General features: G+C 58.6%; 12 protein-coding genes. 5 read left to right on the top strand and 7 right to left on the bottom strand.

Annotation, left to right across the window (positions count from 1 at the left end):
• Positions 1-12 precede the first annotated feature (12 nt).
• From VFE46_07995 to VFE46_08005, 3 genes are all read right to left on the bottom strand, one after another.
• Positions 13-3,480 (bottom strand): M56 family metallopeptidase, encoded by a 3,468-nt coding sequence (locus VFE46_07995; protein HZZ27933.1) that lies wholly within the window; start codon positions 3,478-3,480, stop codon positions 13-15.
• A complete protein-coding gene (locus VFE46_08000) occupies positions 3,477-3,899 on the bottom strand; it encodes a BlaI/MecI/CopY family transcriptional regulator (protein HZZ27934.1) in 423 nt (140 codons plus the stop codon). The genes VFE46_07995 and VFE46_08000 overlap by 4 nt, the downstream gene beginning before the upstream one ends.
• Positions 3,900-4,062: 163 nt before the next feature.
• Positions 4,063-4,221 (bottom strand): hypothetical protein, encoded by a 159-nt coding sequence (locus VFE46_08005; GenBank protein HZZ27935.1) that lies wholly within the window; start codon positions 4,219-4,221, stop codon positions 4,063-4,065.
• Positions 4,222-4,522: 301 nt separating this feature from the next.
• Here VFE46_08005 and VFE46_08010 point away from each other — a divergent pair, with 301 nt between their 5' ends.
• Together VFE46_08010 and VFE46_08015 are read left to right on the top strand one after the other, a co-directional pair.
• Positions 4,523-5,431, top strand: coding sequence for an MqnA/MqnD/SBP family protein (locus VFE46_08010; protein ID HZZ27936.1), 909 nt, complete (start codon positions 4,523-4,525; stop codon positions 5,429-5,431).
• A gap of 48 nt (positions 5,432-5,479) precedes the next feature.
• Positions 5,480-5,824: a hypothetical protein gene (locus tag VFE46_08015; GenBank protein HZZ27937.1), complete on the top strand. Its 345-nt coding sequence runs from the start codon at positions 5,480-5,482 to the stop codon at positions 5,822-5,824.
• 87 nt (positions 5,825-5,911) lie between these two features.
• Here VFE46_08015 and VFE46_08020 read toward each other — a convergent pair whose 3' ends face one another.
• The gene (locus tag VFE46_08020; GenBank protein HZZ27938.1) at positions 5,912-6,502 is read right to left on the bottom strand and encodes a thioredoxin family protein; all 591 of its coding nucleotides are present in this window, start codon (positions 6,500-6,502) and stop codon (positions 5,912-5,914) included.
• 189 nt (positions 6,503-6,691) lie between these two features.
• Here VFE46_08020 and VFE46_08025 point away from each other — a divergent pair, with 189 nt between their 5' ends.
• The 3 genes from VFE46_08025 to VFE46_08035 all read left to right on the top strand — a co-directional run bounded on the left by VFE46_08025 (position 6,692) and on the right by VFE46_08035 (position 9,760).
• Positions 6,692-7,258, top strand: coding sequence for a sigma-70 family RNA polymerase sigma factor (locus VFE46_08025; protein ID HZZ27939.1), 567 nt, complete (start codon positions 6,692-6,694; stop codon positions 7,256-7,258).
• A gap of 12 nt (positions 7,259-7,270) precedes the next feature.
• Positions 7,271-8,569, top strand: a complete 1,299-nt coding sequence (locus VFE46_08030) for a hypothetical protein (protein ID HZZ27940.1) — start codon at positions 7,271-7,273, stop codon at positions 8,567-8,569.
• Between the two features lie 246 nt (positions 8,570-8,815).
• Positions 8,816-9,760 (top strand): hypothetical protein, encoded by a 945-nt coding sequence (locus VFE46_08035; GenBank protein HZZ27941.1) that lies wholly within the window; start codon positions 8,816-8,818, stop codon positions 9,758-9,760.
• A gap of 125 nt (positions 9,761-9,885) precedes the next feature.
• Here the strand turns inward: VFE46_08035 and VFE46_08040 are convergent, their stop codons facing one another.
• The 3 genes from VFE46_08040 to VFE46_08050 form a co-directional block, all read right to left on the bottom strand.
• Positions 9,886-11,187: a MerR family transcriptional regulator gene (locus VFE46_08040; GenBank protein ID HZZ27942.1), complete on the bottom strand. Its 1,302-nt coding sequence runs from the start codon at positions 11,185-11,187 to the stop codon at positions 9,886-9,888.
• Positions 11,188-11,489: 302 nt separating this feature from the next.
• Entirely contained in the window at positions 11,490-14,093 is a 2,604-nt protein-coding gene (locus tag VFE46_08045) for an amino acid permease (GenBank protein ID HZZ27943.1), read from the bottom strand.
• A 567-nt stretch (positions 14,094-14,660) separates the two neighbouring features.
• On the bottom strand, positions 14,661-16,189 hold a 1,529-nt coding region (locus VFE46_08050; protein ID HZZ27944.1), incomplete at its 5' end, for a hypothetical protein.

Genomic DNA, 16,189 nt, shown 5'->3' on the forward strand with positions numbered 1-16,189 from the left:
CGACGGCCGCACTCAATCCGTTTTCGGCGTGGCGGCCTTCTCGCTGGTTTTGAGCGGCGTGCCGGGCAAGCGGGTGTCGCCGAGTTCGGTTGGCTTACCTTTTTCCGGCGTGAACGTGGCCAGGCGGCTGGCACTGTCGGACCCTTTGGAACGGAAGTACACGCCGTATCCGATGCCGGGAATCAGGTCTTTGAGCGTGTAGGAACCGTCGGGCTCGGGAAAGAGGGCGTCTCCCGTGTTGGCAGCTTCCATCGTACTGGGCACCCGGATGCCGTATTCGATGTTCCCTTGGGTGGCCGGCACCGGCTGACCGTGCTCGTCCAACAATTTGCCATGTCCTTCAACAACGTGCTGCAACTGAATTTCGATTTCTTTTTCGTCGGGCCGCACCAAGCGCGCCCCGGCCAGCGGTGACGTCGGACTGACCATCGCCTCAATTAGAATAATGGCTTTCACGCGATCGAATTCAAACGTGCCATCGGCCGCCGTCTTGGCTTTCAGCGACCCCACGAACCGATCGAGAACTTCCACATAAGGGGCCGTAATTGTGGCGCCGGCCACTGGCTTGCCGTCCGGATCGATCACCTTGCCGGCCAAATGTTGCAAATCGCCCGTCTCCAATTGCGGCAGTTGGAAATCGACCACCACTTCGCGTTCTTTGTCGATGGTAAAGTTGGAATGGTGCGTGTGGCTAATCGGCTGAGATGTTTGCGGGATGAACAGCACATAATTGCCCGGCACCACGCAGAAACGGAAATGCCCGTCAACATCGGTCGTGGCTTGGCGGCTGAAGCCGGTCGGCTCGCGGCCGGAATCGGCTGAATTGTTCGCAGTCGATAGGGCGGAATGTTCCGACAGTGCGGGAATGGCGGAGGCCGCGGTTTTGTCGGCGCTGTTGGTTTTATTGTCGATTTCCACAAGTCGGACCATGGCCTTGGCCAGCGGCTTGTTGTCGGGCATTTCGCTGACGGTGCCGCGAACGATGGTTCCTTCGACCAGCTTGAAATCGAGATTGATCTGGCTGTTGTCCGTGACGCTAATCCATTGAGCGGGAGCGGCCCAGCGATCGTCCTCCACCCCTACGCGCAACGGATGGTCGCCGGCGCCGTACAACTGCACGACAGTTTCGAAGGAGCCGTCGGCCTTGGTGTGGATTCGCGCCGGGTTGGAAACTACTCCCTTGGCATCTTGCCGTTCGATCCTAATGCCGGCGGCCGGAGAGCCGTCGGGCAAATAAACATGACCGGTAATTTTCGCCGGCCGGGCGAGCATGGCATGCAACTCATCGACCGGATCTTTCGCGTGCAGAACAAGAGGATCGGGAGCGTCGGAATCTCGCAGCATCGTATAACCGCGCTCCCCACAGCTAAACCGCATTTGATCGACAAAGTTGCGCGGCAGCCAATCGAACACGGCCACGCCCGAGGCGTCGGTGGCAATTTCCATCGCTCGGCAGGCCGAGTTTAGTCCTGCGGCTTTGCCCAGCAGCTTAATGGCGTAGGGGCCGAAAATGGCATTGGGCACGCCTTTGCCGTCTGACGTGGTGGCCACGCATTTCAGCGTGCGAGCGCCATCTAAATGCAGCGTGAGTTCCGCCGGCAGCGGCTGACCCAGCTTCGCGTCGCGGCTGAACACGGCGTTCATTCCCGTGCCGGACGATGCCAGCGGTGAAATGAAATAATCGAAGCCGACGCCGGACTTGAGAGCGATGATTTGATGGACCAGAGTATCTTCCGTGTATTGCAATTTGGCTTCGCCCTGGGCATCGGTTACGCCGGTGAACAAAATATCGCCCAAGTAAAACTTGCAGCCCGGCGCGGAGTAGGTGGCGCCGAGGACTGGCGCGCCTTGGGCATCGACGACTTTAATCGTCGTCTGCCGCAGCGGCTTCAGCACGATGGATTTGACCTTGCCTTGCTTATTTGTTGCCCCAACCGCAATGTATGCGTAGCCCTGGCGATGATTGGCCGCATCGTCAGCGACAAGGGCGGTACTTGTTGCGTAATGAATGTCGTCTGGATGCGTAAGTTGCACGAAGAAACGATAGCTCCCCTGGGCATCGGTCGTGAGCGGCGGCTGCTCCTTCGTGGCAAGGAAATACCGAACCGTAGCGCCCGCGACAGGTTTGCCAGTTTCGTCGACGACCATTCCCTCGACGGTGGCGTTTTCCTCGGGCTGTTGATTGGCAGATTTGTTGGCATCGCGCGTCTTGTCCGACGACAAGTCGTCGGCTTGGGAGTTGGCGGCGGGTTTATCGGCGGGCTGCGCAGCCGGGTTTTGATCGGCGGGCTTTGTGGCCGATGGTTTATCTTGCGCGACCGCTTCGGGCCGCAGGCCGATGCCCACGGCCAGAACCGCGGCGGCCAGTAAGCCCATGCCGATGGCGGCTTTCCACGAAAGCTTGGGACGCAAACGCAGCGGCGATTCCAACAGCATCACCAGCCGCTTGGCAATTTGGCTGCGTGTGGCGAACAGGCCGGTGGTGATCGGACGGCCGCGCTGCTGGCGAACCGCCTCCAAAATTTGGTACAGGCGACCGGCGTAATCGGCAGCCTCTGCATTGCTGGCTATCACGGCCCGATCGCAGGCGATTTCGAGCGCTTCTTCCATGCGCCGGCTGGCCCACCAGACGCCGGGATGAAAATAAAACGCCAGGCCAGCCAACTCTCGCAGCCGGATGAACCACAAATCTCCCTGCTTCCAGTGCGTGAGCTCGTGCCGCAGCGACCAGGCCAGGGCCGCGCGATCGGTTTTTTCAGCCAGCCAGGCCGGCACCAGGATGGTTGATTTCCACAGGCCGACCAGCGCCGGCGATTCCAAGGCAGTGGTAACCAAGAGCGGCGGAGTTTTTTTATTGAGGCCGAGCGAAGCCGCAATTTGGGCATAAAGCTGCTGGACTTCGTCGCTGGGAATTTGAGCGGCGGCCAGAATTGATGCCAGCCGACGGCGAATCCAGGTGGCACGAATCAGCATGACGCCAACGCCCGCCAGCCACAGCCCGGTAACTAACGACCACCAAGGAAAAGAGGCCGCGGCCGGTGACGGTTGATTTAGCGCGCTCGCGGGATGGCGTGCAACCTGGTCGGTCACAGGCCGCGCGGCATCGCTGGCCAAATCTTGATGGTCGATAAGCGAATCGTCCGGGCTGCTTGAGGCGAGCGGATGGTGAGCGATGCGATCGGCATCCGTTCGAGCCATGTCGGGACTGACCGGCGTACGTTGAACATTCTGCGCCACAGGAATGAGGAGTTGCACCACCGGCCACGGACTGCCGAGGATCAACGTCGCCAGCGGCTTGGCCAACACCAAAGCCCAAACCAGCGCGGTTAAGCGGGGCGTGCGCGGCCGGGCGAGTTTTAACACCAGTGTTGCAGCCAGCGCCAGCACAGCCAACTCGACCGAAGCAAACACCAACCGCGCGAGCAGCCCATGCTGATCGAGAAGCAAACCGAGTGCGGGCCAGGGCGTCGAAAAATTCATGGCGACCTCTTTTTGCCTGCCGTGCGGTCTTCCAGCAGTTGGCGGATTTCGCGCATTTCGTCGTCGCTTATTGTTTCGTCGCACAGCAAGCAAGCGATGGCTTGGCGCGGCGAGCCTTGAAATAAATTTTTCAGCATTTCGCGCAGCGTGCGGCGGGCCACCGTGGAACGGCTGACCGAGGCTTTCCAGCGGAAGCCGCGCTCGATGGCGGGGACCGGCTCGATGTAATGCTTCTTGCGCAAATTCGCCAGCACCGTGCGGATGGTCGTGGGAGCTAAGGGCCGCTGCTTTTGGAAGGCGGCGATCACTTCCGCCGAGGAACACTGGCCCTGCTTCCAAACGGTATCCATCACCGCCAGTTCCAGCCGCGACAACTCGGGGCGGGAAGCCTTCGTCGACTTTTTGCCAGACCGGGTCATACCCATTCCATTTCTGTTAAGAGCCAAGAGCGTGCTGGAGGGGAGCGGTTAATCTATCTGCATCGTCAATAAACTATAAATATAGTTTTTCGAGGCCGGCGTCAAGAAGCAAGAGGCAAAAAATTCCCTGCGACGGGGAAACGGCCCCCAGGGGAAGCGGCGGTTACTGCTTTTTCAGCCCTGCCCGGTGGTGATCATTGGCCGGAACGGCATACAGCGCCTCGGTACAATTCAGACATTTGCCGCCGATGGTGGCGAACATGCGGCCGTCCAATAGGCGGATGAAAACCGAGCCCGCGTACTGGACGATGGCAATTTCCAAAACTTCATGTGGCAGGCATCGACCCGAGGAAGAATGGCCACTTCGCCATTCACCCAGAACATATCGCTGGACATAATTCTACGCTCGATAGTTTATGTGGGTTTCCAGGGATAAAGGTGTGTAAAATTGGCAGGTAGGCAGACGATTTACTGGAATTGCAAACGGCGCGCCGGCCCATTTGGCGATTTGCACACCCCTCGGTTTTTCTCGCTCTATTCGCGGAGCGGAAGCTGTCATAACATGACTGGTCGGCCGACTTGCCCGCACAGGCAGACGAGGTTCAATTTTTACGGAGCACCCATTGACGACCGCCGCGAAACCCGCCGCCGAAAATGCTGCCGCTAGCCAGCCCGGCGCAAAGCAAATGATCCGCGTGGGGCATAGTCCCGATCCGGACGATGCCTTCATGTTTCACGCCCTGGCCAATGGAAAAATCGAGACCGGCCCCTACGAGTTTCGTCACGAGCTGGTCGACATCGAAACGCTAAATCGCCGCGCTTTTTCCGGCGAGTTGGAACTGACGGCCGTCAGCATTCATGCTTACGCTCATTTGACCGACAAGTATTTGTTGTGTCCCTGCGGCGCCAGCATGGGCGATAAGTATGGCCCGATGGTCGTTGCCCCGCGACAATACCGCATCGAGGAATTAAAGCCTCTCACCATTGCCGTGCCCGGCACGCTGACCACGGCGTACCTGACGCTGCGGCTGTGCTTGGGCCGCGATTTTCAACACGTCGTTGTTCCGTTCGACGAGATTATCGAAGCCGCCGTCAGCGGCCAATATCGGGGACAGGCGATCGATGCCGGGCTGATTATTCATGAAGGGCAGCTCACTTACGGCCAGCGCGATTTAAAGTTGGCCGTCGATTTGGGCCAGTGGTGGTTCGAGCAAACCAACTTGCCGCTTCCGCTGGGAGGCAATGCAATCCGGCGCGACTTGGGGCCGGCGACCATTCGTGAGGTAAATCGGCTGCTCAAGGAAAGTATTCGCTATGGGCTGGCGCATCGAGCCGAGGCGCTTGCACACGCCTTGCAGTATGGCCGCGATTTGGACCGGGCCCAGGCTGACAAATTCGTCGGCATGTACGTCAACGATTGGACACTCGATTTCGGTCCCCGCGGGCGGGAAGCTGTGCGGAAATTGTTGGCCGAAGGGCATGCGGCGGGAGTGATTCCCAAGCGCGTGGAACCGGAGTTTGTGGAAGAGTAAAAATAACCACAAAGACACGGAGGCACGGAGAAAAACGGTGAACCACGAATGTCGATGAGCAACGATCCGCCAAAACGAACCGTACCGGCAATGCCAGAGCGGCCGACGGCGCCGGAAGCTGAACCGCCACGGCGGCGCGGATCGTTTTGGACCGTGGTCACCGCCACGGCCATTATCGTGGGACTGTTCCTGGGATTGTACTTTCTAGCCGGCGAGCTTGGTCCCATTGTGCTGGGGGGCGGCCTGGTGTTGGGAACCATTTACGCATTTGCCTGCTTGCACTATTTGCTCTGGGGACGCTGGCTGGGAGATGCCATCCGGCAAGAGGTCGAAGCCGAAGAGCAAATTAGCGCCGCTCGGGAAGCGCACACTCGCCGGCCGGCCCAACCATAATTGCGGCACTCGGCAAAATGCAGCGGCATCGAGCGCGAATGCGGCACTTGGCACGAACCGGCGGCACCCGGCACGAATGCAGCGGCGCTACACTTTCACGTGGCCGAAGTATTCCGGCTCGCTGCCCGCTTTCCACTTAATGTTGCAGCCGATGCTGGGCCGCTGCTTTTCGCTGGGAAGTTTTCCGGCCAGCACGGCATCCAGGGCTGCCCGCAAATCGCGGCCGGTAACCGGAATGCCGCTGTCGGGCCGGCTATCGTCCATTTGGCCGCGGTAAACCAGTTTGCGATCTTTATCGAACACGTAAAAATCGGGCGTGCAGGCCGCCTTGTAGGCCTTGGCCACTTCCTGCGTTTCGTCGAACAAGTACGGGAACGTGTAGCCGCGGGCTTCTGCTTCGTGAACCATTTGCTCGGGCGAATCGGCCGGATGCGTGACCGGATTATTCGAGCTGATTCCCACCACTGCCACACCCCGGGCCTGATACTCGCGGGCCAACTGCGCCAAACCATCGGCCACGTGCTTCACAAACGGACAGTGGTTGCACATGAAAATCACCAACAGCGCCGGGGCAGATTTGAAATCGTCCAGCGAAACGGTCCGCCCATCCACATTGGTCAATTTGAATGCCGGGGCCTTGGTGCCAAGCGGCAGCATGGTGCTGGGAGTAAGAGCCATTGCTTAATCTCCTGTAAACGGAGGGGTTTTCGAGAGACCGGGCCAATCAACCCGTTACTTCAAAATCTTATCAAACACGAAGCCCCGAGCTACCCCCAGCGGAACCGCGACCAACCGCTCCTGGAACCAGGTTTTTCAAATAATCTGGTAATCCGTTGTAAGAAACACCACCCTGAGGCGACTTGAGGTATGCTGGCCCGGAACTTCCTGGAAACTTGGTGCGAAATGCTCGATTGGGACGAACTTGTGCGTCGCGAAGGGACGGCCGTGTGGCGGACCATTTACCGATTGGTCCGCAACCAGGCCGACGCCGACGAATGCTTTCAGGAAACGTTTGTGGCGGCGTTGGAGTTGTCCAATCGTCAGCCGGTGCGAAATTGGCCGGCGCTGTTGCAGTGCCTGGCCACCAGTCGAGCCGTCGATCGCGTTCGAAAAAAATTGCGGCGGACGAAGAAAGAAGAAATCAGCGATTTGGCTCGGGCCGAAACGATGCAGCCCGGGCCCGCACAACAGGCCGAAGCGGCCGAACGAGCCACCAAATTGCGTTGGGCCTTGGCACAAATTCCCGCCCGACAGGCGGAGATATTTTGCCTGCACGAATTAGGCGGCTGGAAATACGAGGCTCTGGCCGAACGGTTCGCCATGACAGTCAACGCCGTCGGCGTGCTGCTGCACCGGACACGCAAAAAGCTGCAAGATTTATTGAGTTTGCAAGGGGCATTGTCGGAGTCGCTACTCAAGCAACGACCGGCGTAGGAGCGGAGAACAATGTCAGAAAATCAACACCAACCCGACGACGTTTCACAGGCTGCCATGGCGCTTAACAGTTTACCAATTCCGGAAGGCCCGTCGCAGGAAACCATGGCCCGCACGTTGGCGGCGCTGCGCGCAGCGGCGGAACGGCCCACGGCGGCGCCGCTGTGGCGTCGATGGAACTCCGCAGGCTGGGGCGTCAAAGCGGTTTCGGCGCTGGCGATTGCCGCGGCCGTGCTGGTGATGTGCCTGGTGTTATCCAGCGGCGGCTCTGTGGCGTTTGCCCAAGTGGCCGCAAAATTGCGCGCCGCCTTTTCGTTTTCCTTCGATACGTTGCTTACCCAGGCCGGTCAGCAAGAACCAAGATTAAAATATCACACCTCCTATATGGAATCCGGAAAAATACGAATGGATATGGGCGATACCATCATGATCATGGATCACGTATCCGGCGCGGGACTCACACTAAACACCAAGCTTAAAACAGCATATCTCCAACCAATGAAGCTGGCCGACAATTCTCCGGCCGCCGAATTGCCAAACCAGATTGAGCTATTGCGTTCGATGGTGGGAAAAAGCTCCCACTCCCTAGGCGAGAAAGAAATCGATGGGCAAAAAGTTAAAGGGTTTGCCTGTGACGTGAAAAGCGATTTGCAATATATGATTTGGGTGAATGCCAGAACGGGTGATCCGGTGCGTGTGGAATTTCCGTTGACCGTGGGACCGATCCAGGGAACAGCGGCGCTTACGAATTTCAAATTAGACGAACATTTTGATCCCGCTTTGTTTAGCGTGGACGTGCCTGCAGGCTTCAAGACAATTGAGTTGCCGCAACTCGACAACAAGGTGCTGCATTTCACACCGGCCGAAAACGTCGTCGAAATTTTGCGGGCCTACGCCCAGAAATCGGACAGTGAATTTCCTAACACTCTGGACGATTGGGGCGACTTCTCAAAGAAACTGACACAAGGAGTTGATCCCTCCAAGACGGACGAGTTGAAGCCAGTCCTCGAAGTCATGCAACGGGTGGGCACACTATCCGGCGGTTACTTGTTCTCGCACAAAAAAGGGACCGATTACGATTATCTCCCCGGCGGCAAACTTGGCGAAAAAGATCGCATCGTGTTCTGGTACAAAGACGACAAAACGGGCGATTACAGGGCCGTGTACGGCGATTTGCGGATCGAAAAAATCAACCAGCAGCAATTGCCGCCCGGCCTAAACCCGCCGCCGGCCGACGGAAAGCCGGAAACAAGGAAAATGCACGACCAAATCAAATCCACGAAGTCGAGCAGCGACAATTCTGGCAAATAACCGGCATTTAAGTCTCTCTGCCTATATTCATTGCCGTTGACTCATTTTGCGCCGTTTGCCAAAATCGATGTTGTCGATGGTTCTTGTCAGGCGGAAGGCCATCCCATTGGCTGCGAGAGTTTTTCACACAAGGTTTCTTTCCGACGGTTTGTCGTCGGTTTAAATATTTGCGTTCCGGTTGCTGTGTTGGTCTGGGCACGGCGCAGCAAGCGTGCCGCCGGAATTGCAACAGAAGGATGCGCCGTCATGGCGACACGAAGGAAGTCTACGTCGCTGAAGCGTCGGTTTGCTTGGACGCTGGCCTCGGCCGCAACCATCGGCCTGGTGTCAGTGGCATCCATCTTCATGTACCACGCCAAGCAACCGGCCGAGCAACAAGAACCCGGCTTACTGGCCGCAGTCGATGCCCAAGCCATCGATGGCGACAGCGCATCCTCAACCGCGCCGGCTGCGAAGTTTGATGTCGTGCCGGCGGTGGCGCTGGAAGAAGCCAGCGGCAACCCCCGCGCTGCGGACAAGCAATACACCGTCGCGCCGACCAGCGCGGTTTTTGTGGAACAAACGCCGGGCGCATTTCCGGCGGGCAACTTTCATTCGCCGCGCTACGGTTACAGCGTGACCTTGAACGGAACGGGCTGGACGCGCTGGGATGACCTCGCGCAAGTGGTCTCCGCGGCGGAATGGGGCGCGCTCTTGGGCAATTACGGCCGGTTCCTGGTGATGCCGGTAACGCTGGCAGATGCCTCCGCCTCAGCGGAAACGATCGACCGCACGCTGCTCGCCCAATTCGGATTTCAATACCCTAATCTTCGCGGAACCGATCTGGAAGTATTTCAACGCCAAGGAGCCCAAGGGCATGTGTTCCGGATTGCGCGCGAAATCAGCGGGCGCGAAAATGTGTACCGCATTTGGATTTTGCGGCGCGATCGCAATGCGTATTTGGTCGCTGCCTGGATCGATCTCACGGCCGCGCTAAGCGCTAAACTGCCCGTCAATCCAAAACTGGCGACAGGACTCATGGGGAGCGAATCGCAATTCGATGCGGAAATTGACGCCCAGCTCGACGACGTGCTCAATCGCTTCAAACTGGACGATTTGGCTGCAGTCAACGTGCCCAGCGCTTTGGGCGATCGCCATTTGCTTCGCCGCGCCAGCCACTCACACACATCGCCGGCGGTGATCGAAAATTAGGATAGTCGCCTAAATTAAAAAATGTAGTGGCAGCTGTCCCCAATCGCTGCTCGCATTTCTCGAGAAAACGGCTGAGGACAGCCGTCGCTACATTCTCATTGAATCAAACTAGACGACGACCAAAATTAGGGCGTTTTCTCGGCGGTTTTCAGCCGCTGCCGGGCCGCGGCAGCCCAGGGGCTTTCCGGGGCCAGCCGCAAAAATTCGCGCCAGTGATGCATGGCTTCCTCATCACGTTGCAGCTCGTCCAGCGTGCGGGCCAAATGGAAATGGGCATCGGCATAATCGGCATGCATGGTCAACGCACCCTCTAAGGCCGCGACGGCCAATTCGCGCTCGCCTAATTCCGCCAGAACGCAGCCCAGATTCGCCCGGGCTTCAACTAAATCTTCGTCGAGCTCGATCGCCATGTAGTAGCGTTCGCGAGCAGCGGCAACATCGCCCAATCGATACAGCAACTCTGCCACGGCAAAGCACACGGAGGCACTGGGTCCGGCAGCCGCCGTGTACGCTCGGTAGGCTTCGACAGCCGCGGCCAGGTTTCCTTCGTCTTCCAAATCAGCCGCCAGCGTTAGCAACTCGTCGGGGCTGATTGGCGCCGCCGGAGCGCGCAGCGCCTCGGCAAACGAAATGGTGCGCGGATGAAGCTCGGCAGAATCTTTCGCCGCCGCCGAGGCGCCGGCCTCCGGTGGCAGCGAATCGAAATCAAAAAACAATTGTCCGCCGGGGCCAATCAGCCCATCCCCTTGCCGCAATAGCAGTCGGCTGCCGCGCACAATGACCGAAAGCTGCGCCAGCGGCCGCTGAACGTCGGGCACATAACGGGCCAGCTCGGTCAGCTTGCGCTCGATGGCGGCGGGAGAAACGCCGCCGGCCAACAGTTCGGCCAAGCGCCGGGCCGTGGCCACCTCCTGGAAATCGAAATAGGGGAGGCGGCGCACTTCGCGCACCGGTTGAATTAATCCGCGGCGATGCCACCGCCGCACCACCGCCACCGGCACGCCAATCAGCTCGGCCAGCATGGCCGGCGTGTACAAGCGGCGAATGTTTTGCTCGTCGTCGACCAGCCCCAGCCGTTGCCAGAATTCACTTTCGCCAATCACTTCCACCTGGCCGGCTTCGATGGCCGTGCGGGTAGCCTCATCGAAGAAATCGGGAGTGCCCGGATCGGCCGAAACGGCCACATCTTCGCCGACGACAATCAGATGCACTTCGCTGGAATTCGATTCCCGGCGGTCATCGGTTCCGGCGATAATTTCGCCCGATGGCTGGCTGTTTGCCGCATTGGGCAACTGTACCGGCGCCCCGCCGCGCTGGCGAATGAGTTGCTGCACGTCGCGCCGGAGCATGCCGGCCAACCGGCCCACCACCGCCACGCGCAGCCCGGCTAATTCGGCGGTTCTAGCTTCATCAACGGCGCTTGCCATAGAAAATGCTTCCTGCGGAGCGGCAAATACAGAACGAACGTACAGTATTGCGCAGCCAGCGGGAGGATGTCAACCAGCGAGGAACTGCAGGTAGTGATGCATTTTACAATGAACTGCATCGGGTGGCCGGGGTCGAGTGCCGCCGAGCCCCCGGAATGCTGCCCGCTGGGGGTTCCCTTCGGTCGACCCCAGCCACCCTGCGGAAGCAAAGTGCATCACTACCGAACTACAGGAACCACGCGGCGGACTGTGGAAAAACTGTCGACAGACCTGCGGCCCACGAACTTGCAAACCGTGCGTGTTTACGACACCACTTCCTTAGGCACCACCGGGTGCGAAGCCAAGAACACGCTGCACGGCGCGTTTTGCAATATGAAATGAGCCCAATCGGCTTCCGACACATTGGCGTACTGCCGAGTTTCCTCCGACCAGGGAAGCACGATGACGTTGTAGCTCCCCTCGCGAGCCAAGCGCACAATTTCCGAGCCGGCCTGTGGCTCGCGCGCGAGAATTTTTAGCTTACGCCCCAATTGCACGGCCCGTTGTTGATCGTCCTCCAGCGAACTGTGGCCGTTGTCTGGCCGCTGCTCGATGCTGCGGGGCGTAACGGGGACCAAGTCTAAATCAACATCCCGCGCCAGCATGGTCAGCAGCCATTCAAACACGTCGTGGCTGGCAGGGGTACTGTCGTGCGCCATCAGCACGCGCCGCACGCCGATGCCGGCAGCCCGTAATTCGGCGACGGAGCGCGCTTGGCGTTCCGCCGCCCGGGGAATGCGGTTGCCCCCTTCCAGATCGAACGATACATCGCGGTCGGCGCTGACAATGTGCACGGTCAGCCCCTGCGGATGCCCTTGGTTCAGGCTGATCCAATACAGGGCAATTTGATCGAGCTGTTCCTCGGCCGTGAATTTATTCGAGGCGCCCAGCATGACCTCTTGAGCGCCCAGATCTTTGGCCGTGCTCAAAACGGCGCTCAATGGGTTGTTAGTAGGCACAATGAGCGGAATGACTCGCTTGCCTAAGCGCTCGGCCCGATCGACCACGGCAGTCATCAGCTGGCGGTCGTAGGTGTCCAAATCGATTTCGTCGGCTTTGCTGGCGCCGCCGGGCGGCTCCATTTTGGCCGTCATCACAATCACATCGGTGGTGAGCGGGTCATTGTCGGCCAGAGCTTTTTCCAGCATGAACAAATTATGCGGCGAGCGAATGGCCACAAGCTTGTGATACGGCTTGATTAAGCCCAGCGACTGGGCCGTAATTTCGTTCACGGCGGCGCGATTGAACTGCTCCTTGTGCTCGTGCTTTTCGCCGCGAGTGCGTCTGCGATGCAGCCGCTCCGTGGTGGTGAAGACCGCGAAAAAGGCAATGGAAAAGCAGACTCCGCTGACCGTGGCAATGGGCTTGGTCACGAGATTCGCCAGGGCCGAAATCAGCACCACCAAAAAAATCACCGTCAGCCCAATCGGCAACTGAATATCTTTCCAGCGGAGGTTGAAAGGCACGGAGAATTCGCGCGGCTGCCGCTTCTTGAACCGCAGCACCACCATCGACATGGTATTGAACACGAAGCTCCACACCACGCCGAAGGCATACGCTTCGCCCAATAAAATGACGTCGCCGTGGCTGACTAAAATGGTGAACAACTGCAAGCCGGCAATTAAATACAGCACGCGGTAATGCGTGCCGTAGCGGCGGTGCGGCTTCAAAAACCAATCGGGCAGCACGCCATCTTCCGCCACGCGGCTGAGCACGCCGTTGGAACCCACGATAGAGGTGTTCACCGCGCCCGACAAAATTAAAAACCCGACAATCACCACAAACGCATTCAGGAGCAACTGCAGCCAAGGAGGCCCGAGCATGTGCATGGCCAGCCCGCCGAGCCAATTATCGTGATATTTTGTCAACCGTTCCTCGCCGGGAATTAGCAACATGGCCAGAAAATTGGTGCTGCCGGTGAGCAACAAGCTGTAGGCAAACACAATGAAGCCCACTTTTTTGAAGTTGGGCAGCTTGGGAGATTCCACTTCGCGATACACTTGAGCCAGCGTTTCTTCGCCGCTCATCGCTAAAATCGAATGTCCAAAGGCAATCACAATTCCCACGGCGCCAAGCAGGCTGAGCCAGTTGGTGGGATGCCGCAAAGGCTCGGCCACGGACGGCGCATTGCCGATCCACCCCAGCGGATCGATTTTTTCCTTCGTGCTGGGATCGACCTTCACGCTCAAGTCGGGCTGCCACGACGGAAAATGATTGGCCGTTCCACGAACGGCAATGGTAATGCCCGACCACGTCAACAGCACCACGGCCATGACGGTGGTGATGATCATAATTTTCAAGGCTTTGCTGCTGGACTCGTGCATGCCCAGCAAATTTTGCCGCAAGAAGTACAGCGTGGCGGCGCAGGCAATGGCCACCGAGCTCCAATTGGTGATGGCTTCGCGCGCCGCTTCGTGAATGTGCTGGCCGGAAACGCGGCTAATGGTTTCCAAAATCAGGTTCACAATGTACTGACCGGCCGATACGCCGCTGATGGGGCCGGTGAGCACGTAATCGAACAGCAGCGCCGAAACCGCGGCCTTGGCGAACCCGCCCCCCAGGGCTTCCTTCACAATCCGGTATACGCCGCCGCGCACAAACAGCGAGCAACTTTCGATGTACACCGCCCGCATGCCGTAGCTGAATAGCAGCACGGCCAAAATGAACCAGGGGGCGGCCTCGCCAATGGCGCTTTCGACAATAGCGCCAATGTAGTAGGCCGTGCTGGACATGTCGCACAGCACAATGGCGGCAACACGCCAATACGAGATGAACGAAAACATCACGCTGCTGACAACAATGGTCTGCGCAACGCGACCCATTTTCCGGCCCGACCAAGAGCCGCTAGAATCCAACGACGATGGCATAAAAAAACAAACTCTCCGCTGAACATCCGCAATACGCCAGTGAGCGTTGGGCGACTCAAATTTCAGAAATCAGCGCAACACAGTGCGCTCGGGCTGCACATGGGCAGTGTTATGTACCGGCTGCGTGGTGTCAACGAGAGGGCCGGTTCCAAGGGCCGCAAGACAGGCCGGCGATGAAAATAAGACCGTTCTTTATAAAATATTTATGCGTCGACAACCTCTTTGGGAACAATAGGATGCGATGCAAAAAAACACTGCACGGGGCTTGGCGATAAACGTCGCTTACCCACCGGCCGGCAGCCGTTTCAGCCAGCGACAGCAACTCCTCCGACCATGGCAGCACAATTACGTTGTACTTCCCGGTTCGTGCCAGCCGTGCCAGGTCCGTTGCGCTGGGGGGCTCGTCGGTCAGCTATTTCACTTCTCGGCGCAATTGGCGCGCATGCTGCCGATCGTGTTCCAAATAATTGTCGGCGCCGACGTGCTCGGAACTGAGTGGCATTACCGGCACCACGTCGTTGGAAGGGCACGTCTACCTTGGAAATGTTGCAGCACGTTAAGATTTAATTAACTTCGCCAGGCATTGGTCGAGTCAATGCTCGTGGGCGACGGCGTGGAACCGTTCGATTTGGGCGCCGTGTCCGCAGGCGGAGGAACTTCTCGGCCCGGCTCAATCCGCGGGATGGTGGTTTTTTCGTTGGCCGGCGGAGCCACCTCGTTGGGGTTGGAACCGTTCGTGGTTGAACCGCTGTTGAGCCCACCGCTCGATTTGTTATCGCTGGGAGGCATCAGGGTGGTTCCGCTTGCTCCCTTGCCAATATCAATACTGGCGCCATTGCCGGTTCCCATGCCGCTGGACGAATCGCTGGGAGCCGCGGGATGCTTCAACACCGATTCGGTTCCGTTGGAATTGGAATCCGTCGGCGGAGCCGGCCTCTCGCCTGGGCCACGCATGCTGTTGCCTGAGCCAAAGGTCGATGGCGGATTCGATCCCGAACTCGACGGGGCTGCAGCGCCGGACGGCGGCATCAACGATGATGGGCCCGATACGCCGGAGCTGGCCGCTCCGGGGGGCATGGTCGTCACGGGCATGCCCACGATCGACGGCGTAGTTACCACGGTCGAAGTGGAAACCGCCAAGGGCTGTCCCGTGCACGGATCGACCGGCACCTTCATTACAATCGTCCGCGGGGTGCGGTAGGTGTACGTGACCGGCGTGCGAGTTTGGACGTTTTGCGGCACTTTCACCGTTTCTTCCACGGCCACCATTTTGCACACCTGCATTGGCACTTGCTCCACGTGTTCCTCGGTCACCATTTTGCAAGTAGTGATTGGCACTTTGCGCACCATTTCTTCCGGTACCATTTTGCAAACCGTAACCGGCACCTTATTGTCGACATGTTCCGTCACTTGCCGGCACACGGTGATGGGCACCTTCCGAACTTGCTCCTCTTGCATCATTTTGCACACGGTGACAGGCACTTTTTGCACGACTTCTTGATTCTCATACCGGCATACTTGCACGGGCACTTTTTGCACGACGACTTTTTGCACGTAGGTGGTTTGCGGAATTTGCTGGGCCACAACGTTCGGCTTCCAAACCCGATTTACTTGAACCGTTGAAGGTCCTTGCACTTGCTGATAGCCGCTGGTCGGAGCAATGTAGGTCGAAAGCCCCGTGTTCGGATCGGTCGTGCAGCCGCCGGGCACGCAGACCGGCTGATTGTAAATGGGGCCGGGCTTCATGACTTGATATTCTTGCCAGCCGCCTTGATCGACATAGCGGATGGTGTACGTGGTCTGCGGTTCGCAAACGGTGCTGTATTGATCGCGCTCGGCGGTTTCGTACACGGGCCGCAGCACGGTGTAGCGGTTCTCTTGCTCGCTGGTTTCATAGACCGGGCGGCTAACCATGTAGCGTTCTTCGCGCTCGGCGGTTTCGGTGACGTCGCGAACTTGATCGTAGCTGCGATCGACAATTTGCGTTTCATACACCGGCTTCATCACGGTGTAATGCTCTTCACGATCGGCGGTTTCGTACACCGGCTTGGCCACCGTGTAGCGATGCTCCTGCATTTGGGTTTCCATCACCGGCC

The sequence above is a fragment of the Pirellulales bacterium genome (genome assembly GCA_035656635.1).
Classification (GTDB): domain Bacteria; phylum Planctomycetota; class Planctomycetia; order Pirellulales; family JADZDJ01; genus DATJYL01.

What these genes read in the sequence shown, in the direction of transcription:
- VFE46_08045 (HZZ27943.1), bottom strand. Translation starts at nt 14,093, where the DNA reads ATGCCATCGTCGTTGGATTCTAGCGGCTCTTGGTCGGGCCGGAAAATG.
- VFE46_08030 (HZZ27940.1), top strand. Translation starts at nt 7,271, where the DNA reads ATGTCAGAAAATCAACACCAACCCGACGACGTTTCACAGGCTGCCATG.
- VFE46_08000 (HZZ27934.1), bottom strand. Translation starts at nt 3,899, where the DNA reads ATGACCCGGTCTGGCAAAAAGTCGACGAAGGCTTCCCGCCCCGAGTTG.
- VFE46_08015 (HZZ27937.1), top strand. Translation starts at nt 5,480, where the DNA reads ATGTCGATGAGCAACGATCCGCCAAAACGAACCGTACCGGCAATGCCA.
- VFE46_08035 (HZZ27941.1), top strand. Translation starts at nt 8,816, where the DNA reads ATGGCGACACGAAGGAAGTCTACGTCGCTGAAGCGTCGGTTTGCTTGG.
- VFE46_07995 (HZZ27933.1), bottom strand. Translation starts at nt 3,480, where the DNA reads ATGAATTTTTCGACGCCCTGGCCCGCACTCGGTTTGCTTCTCGATCAG.
- VFE46_08020 (HZZ27938.1), bottom strand. Translation starts at nt 6,502, where the DNA reads ATGGCTCTTACTCCCAGCACCATGCTGCCGCTTGGCACCAAGGCCCCG.
- VFE46_08040 (HZZ27942.1), bottom strand. Translation starts at nt 11,187, where the DNA reads ATGGCAAGCGCCGTTGATGAAGCTAGAACCGCCGAATTAGCCGGGCTG.
- VFE46_08025 (HZZ27939.1), top strand. Translation starts at nt 6,692, where the DNA reads ATGCTGGCCCGGAACTTCCTGGAAACTTGGTGCGAAATGCTCGATTGG.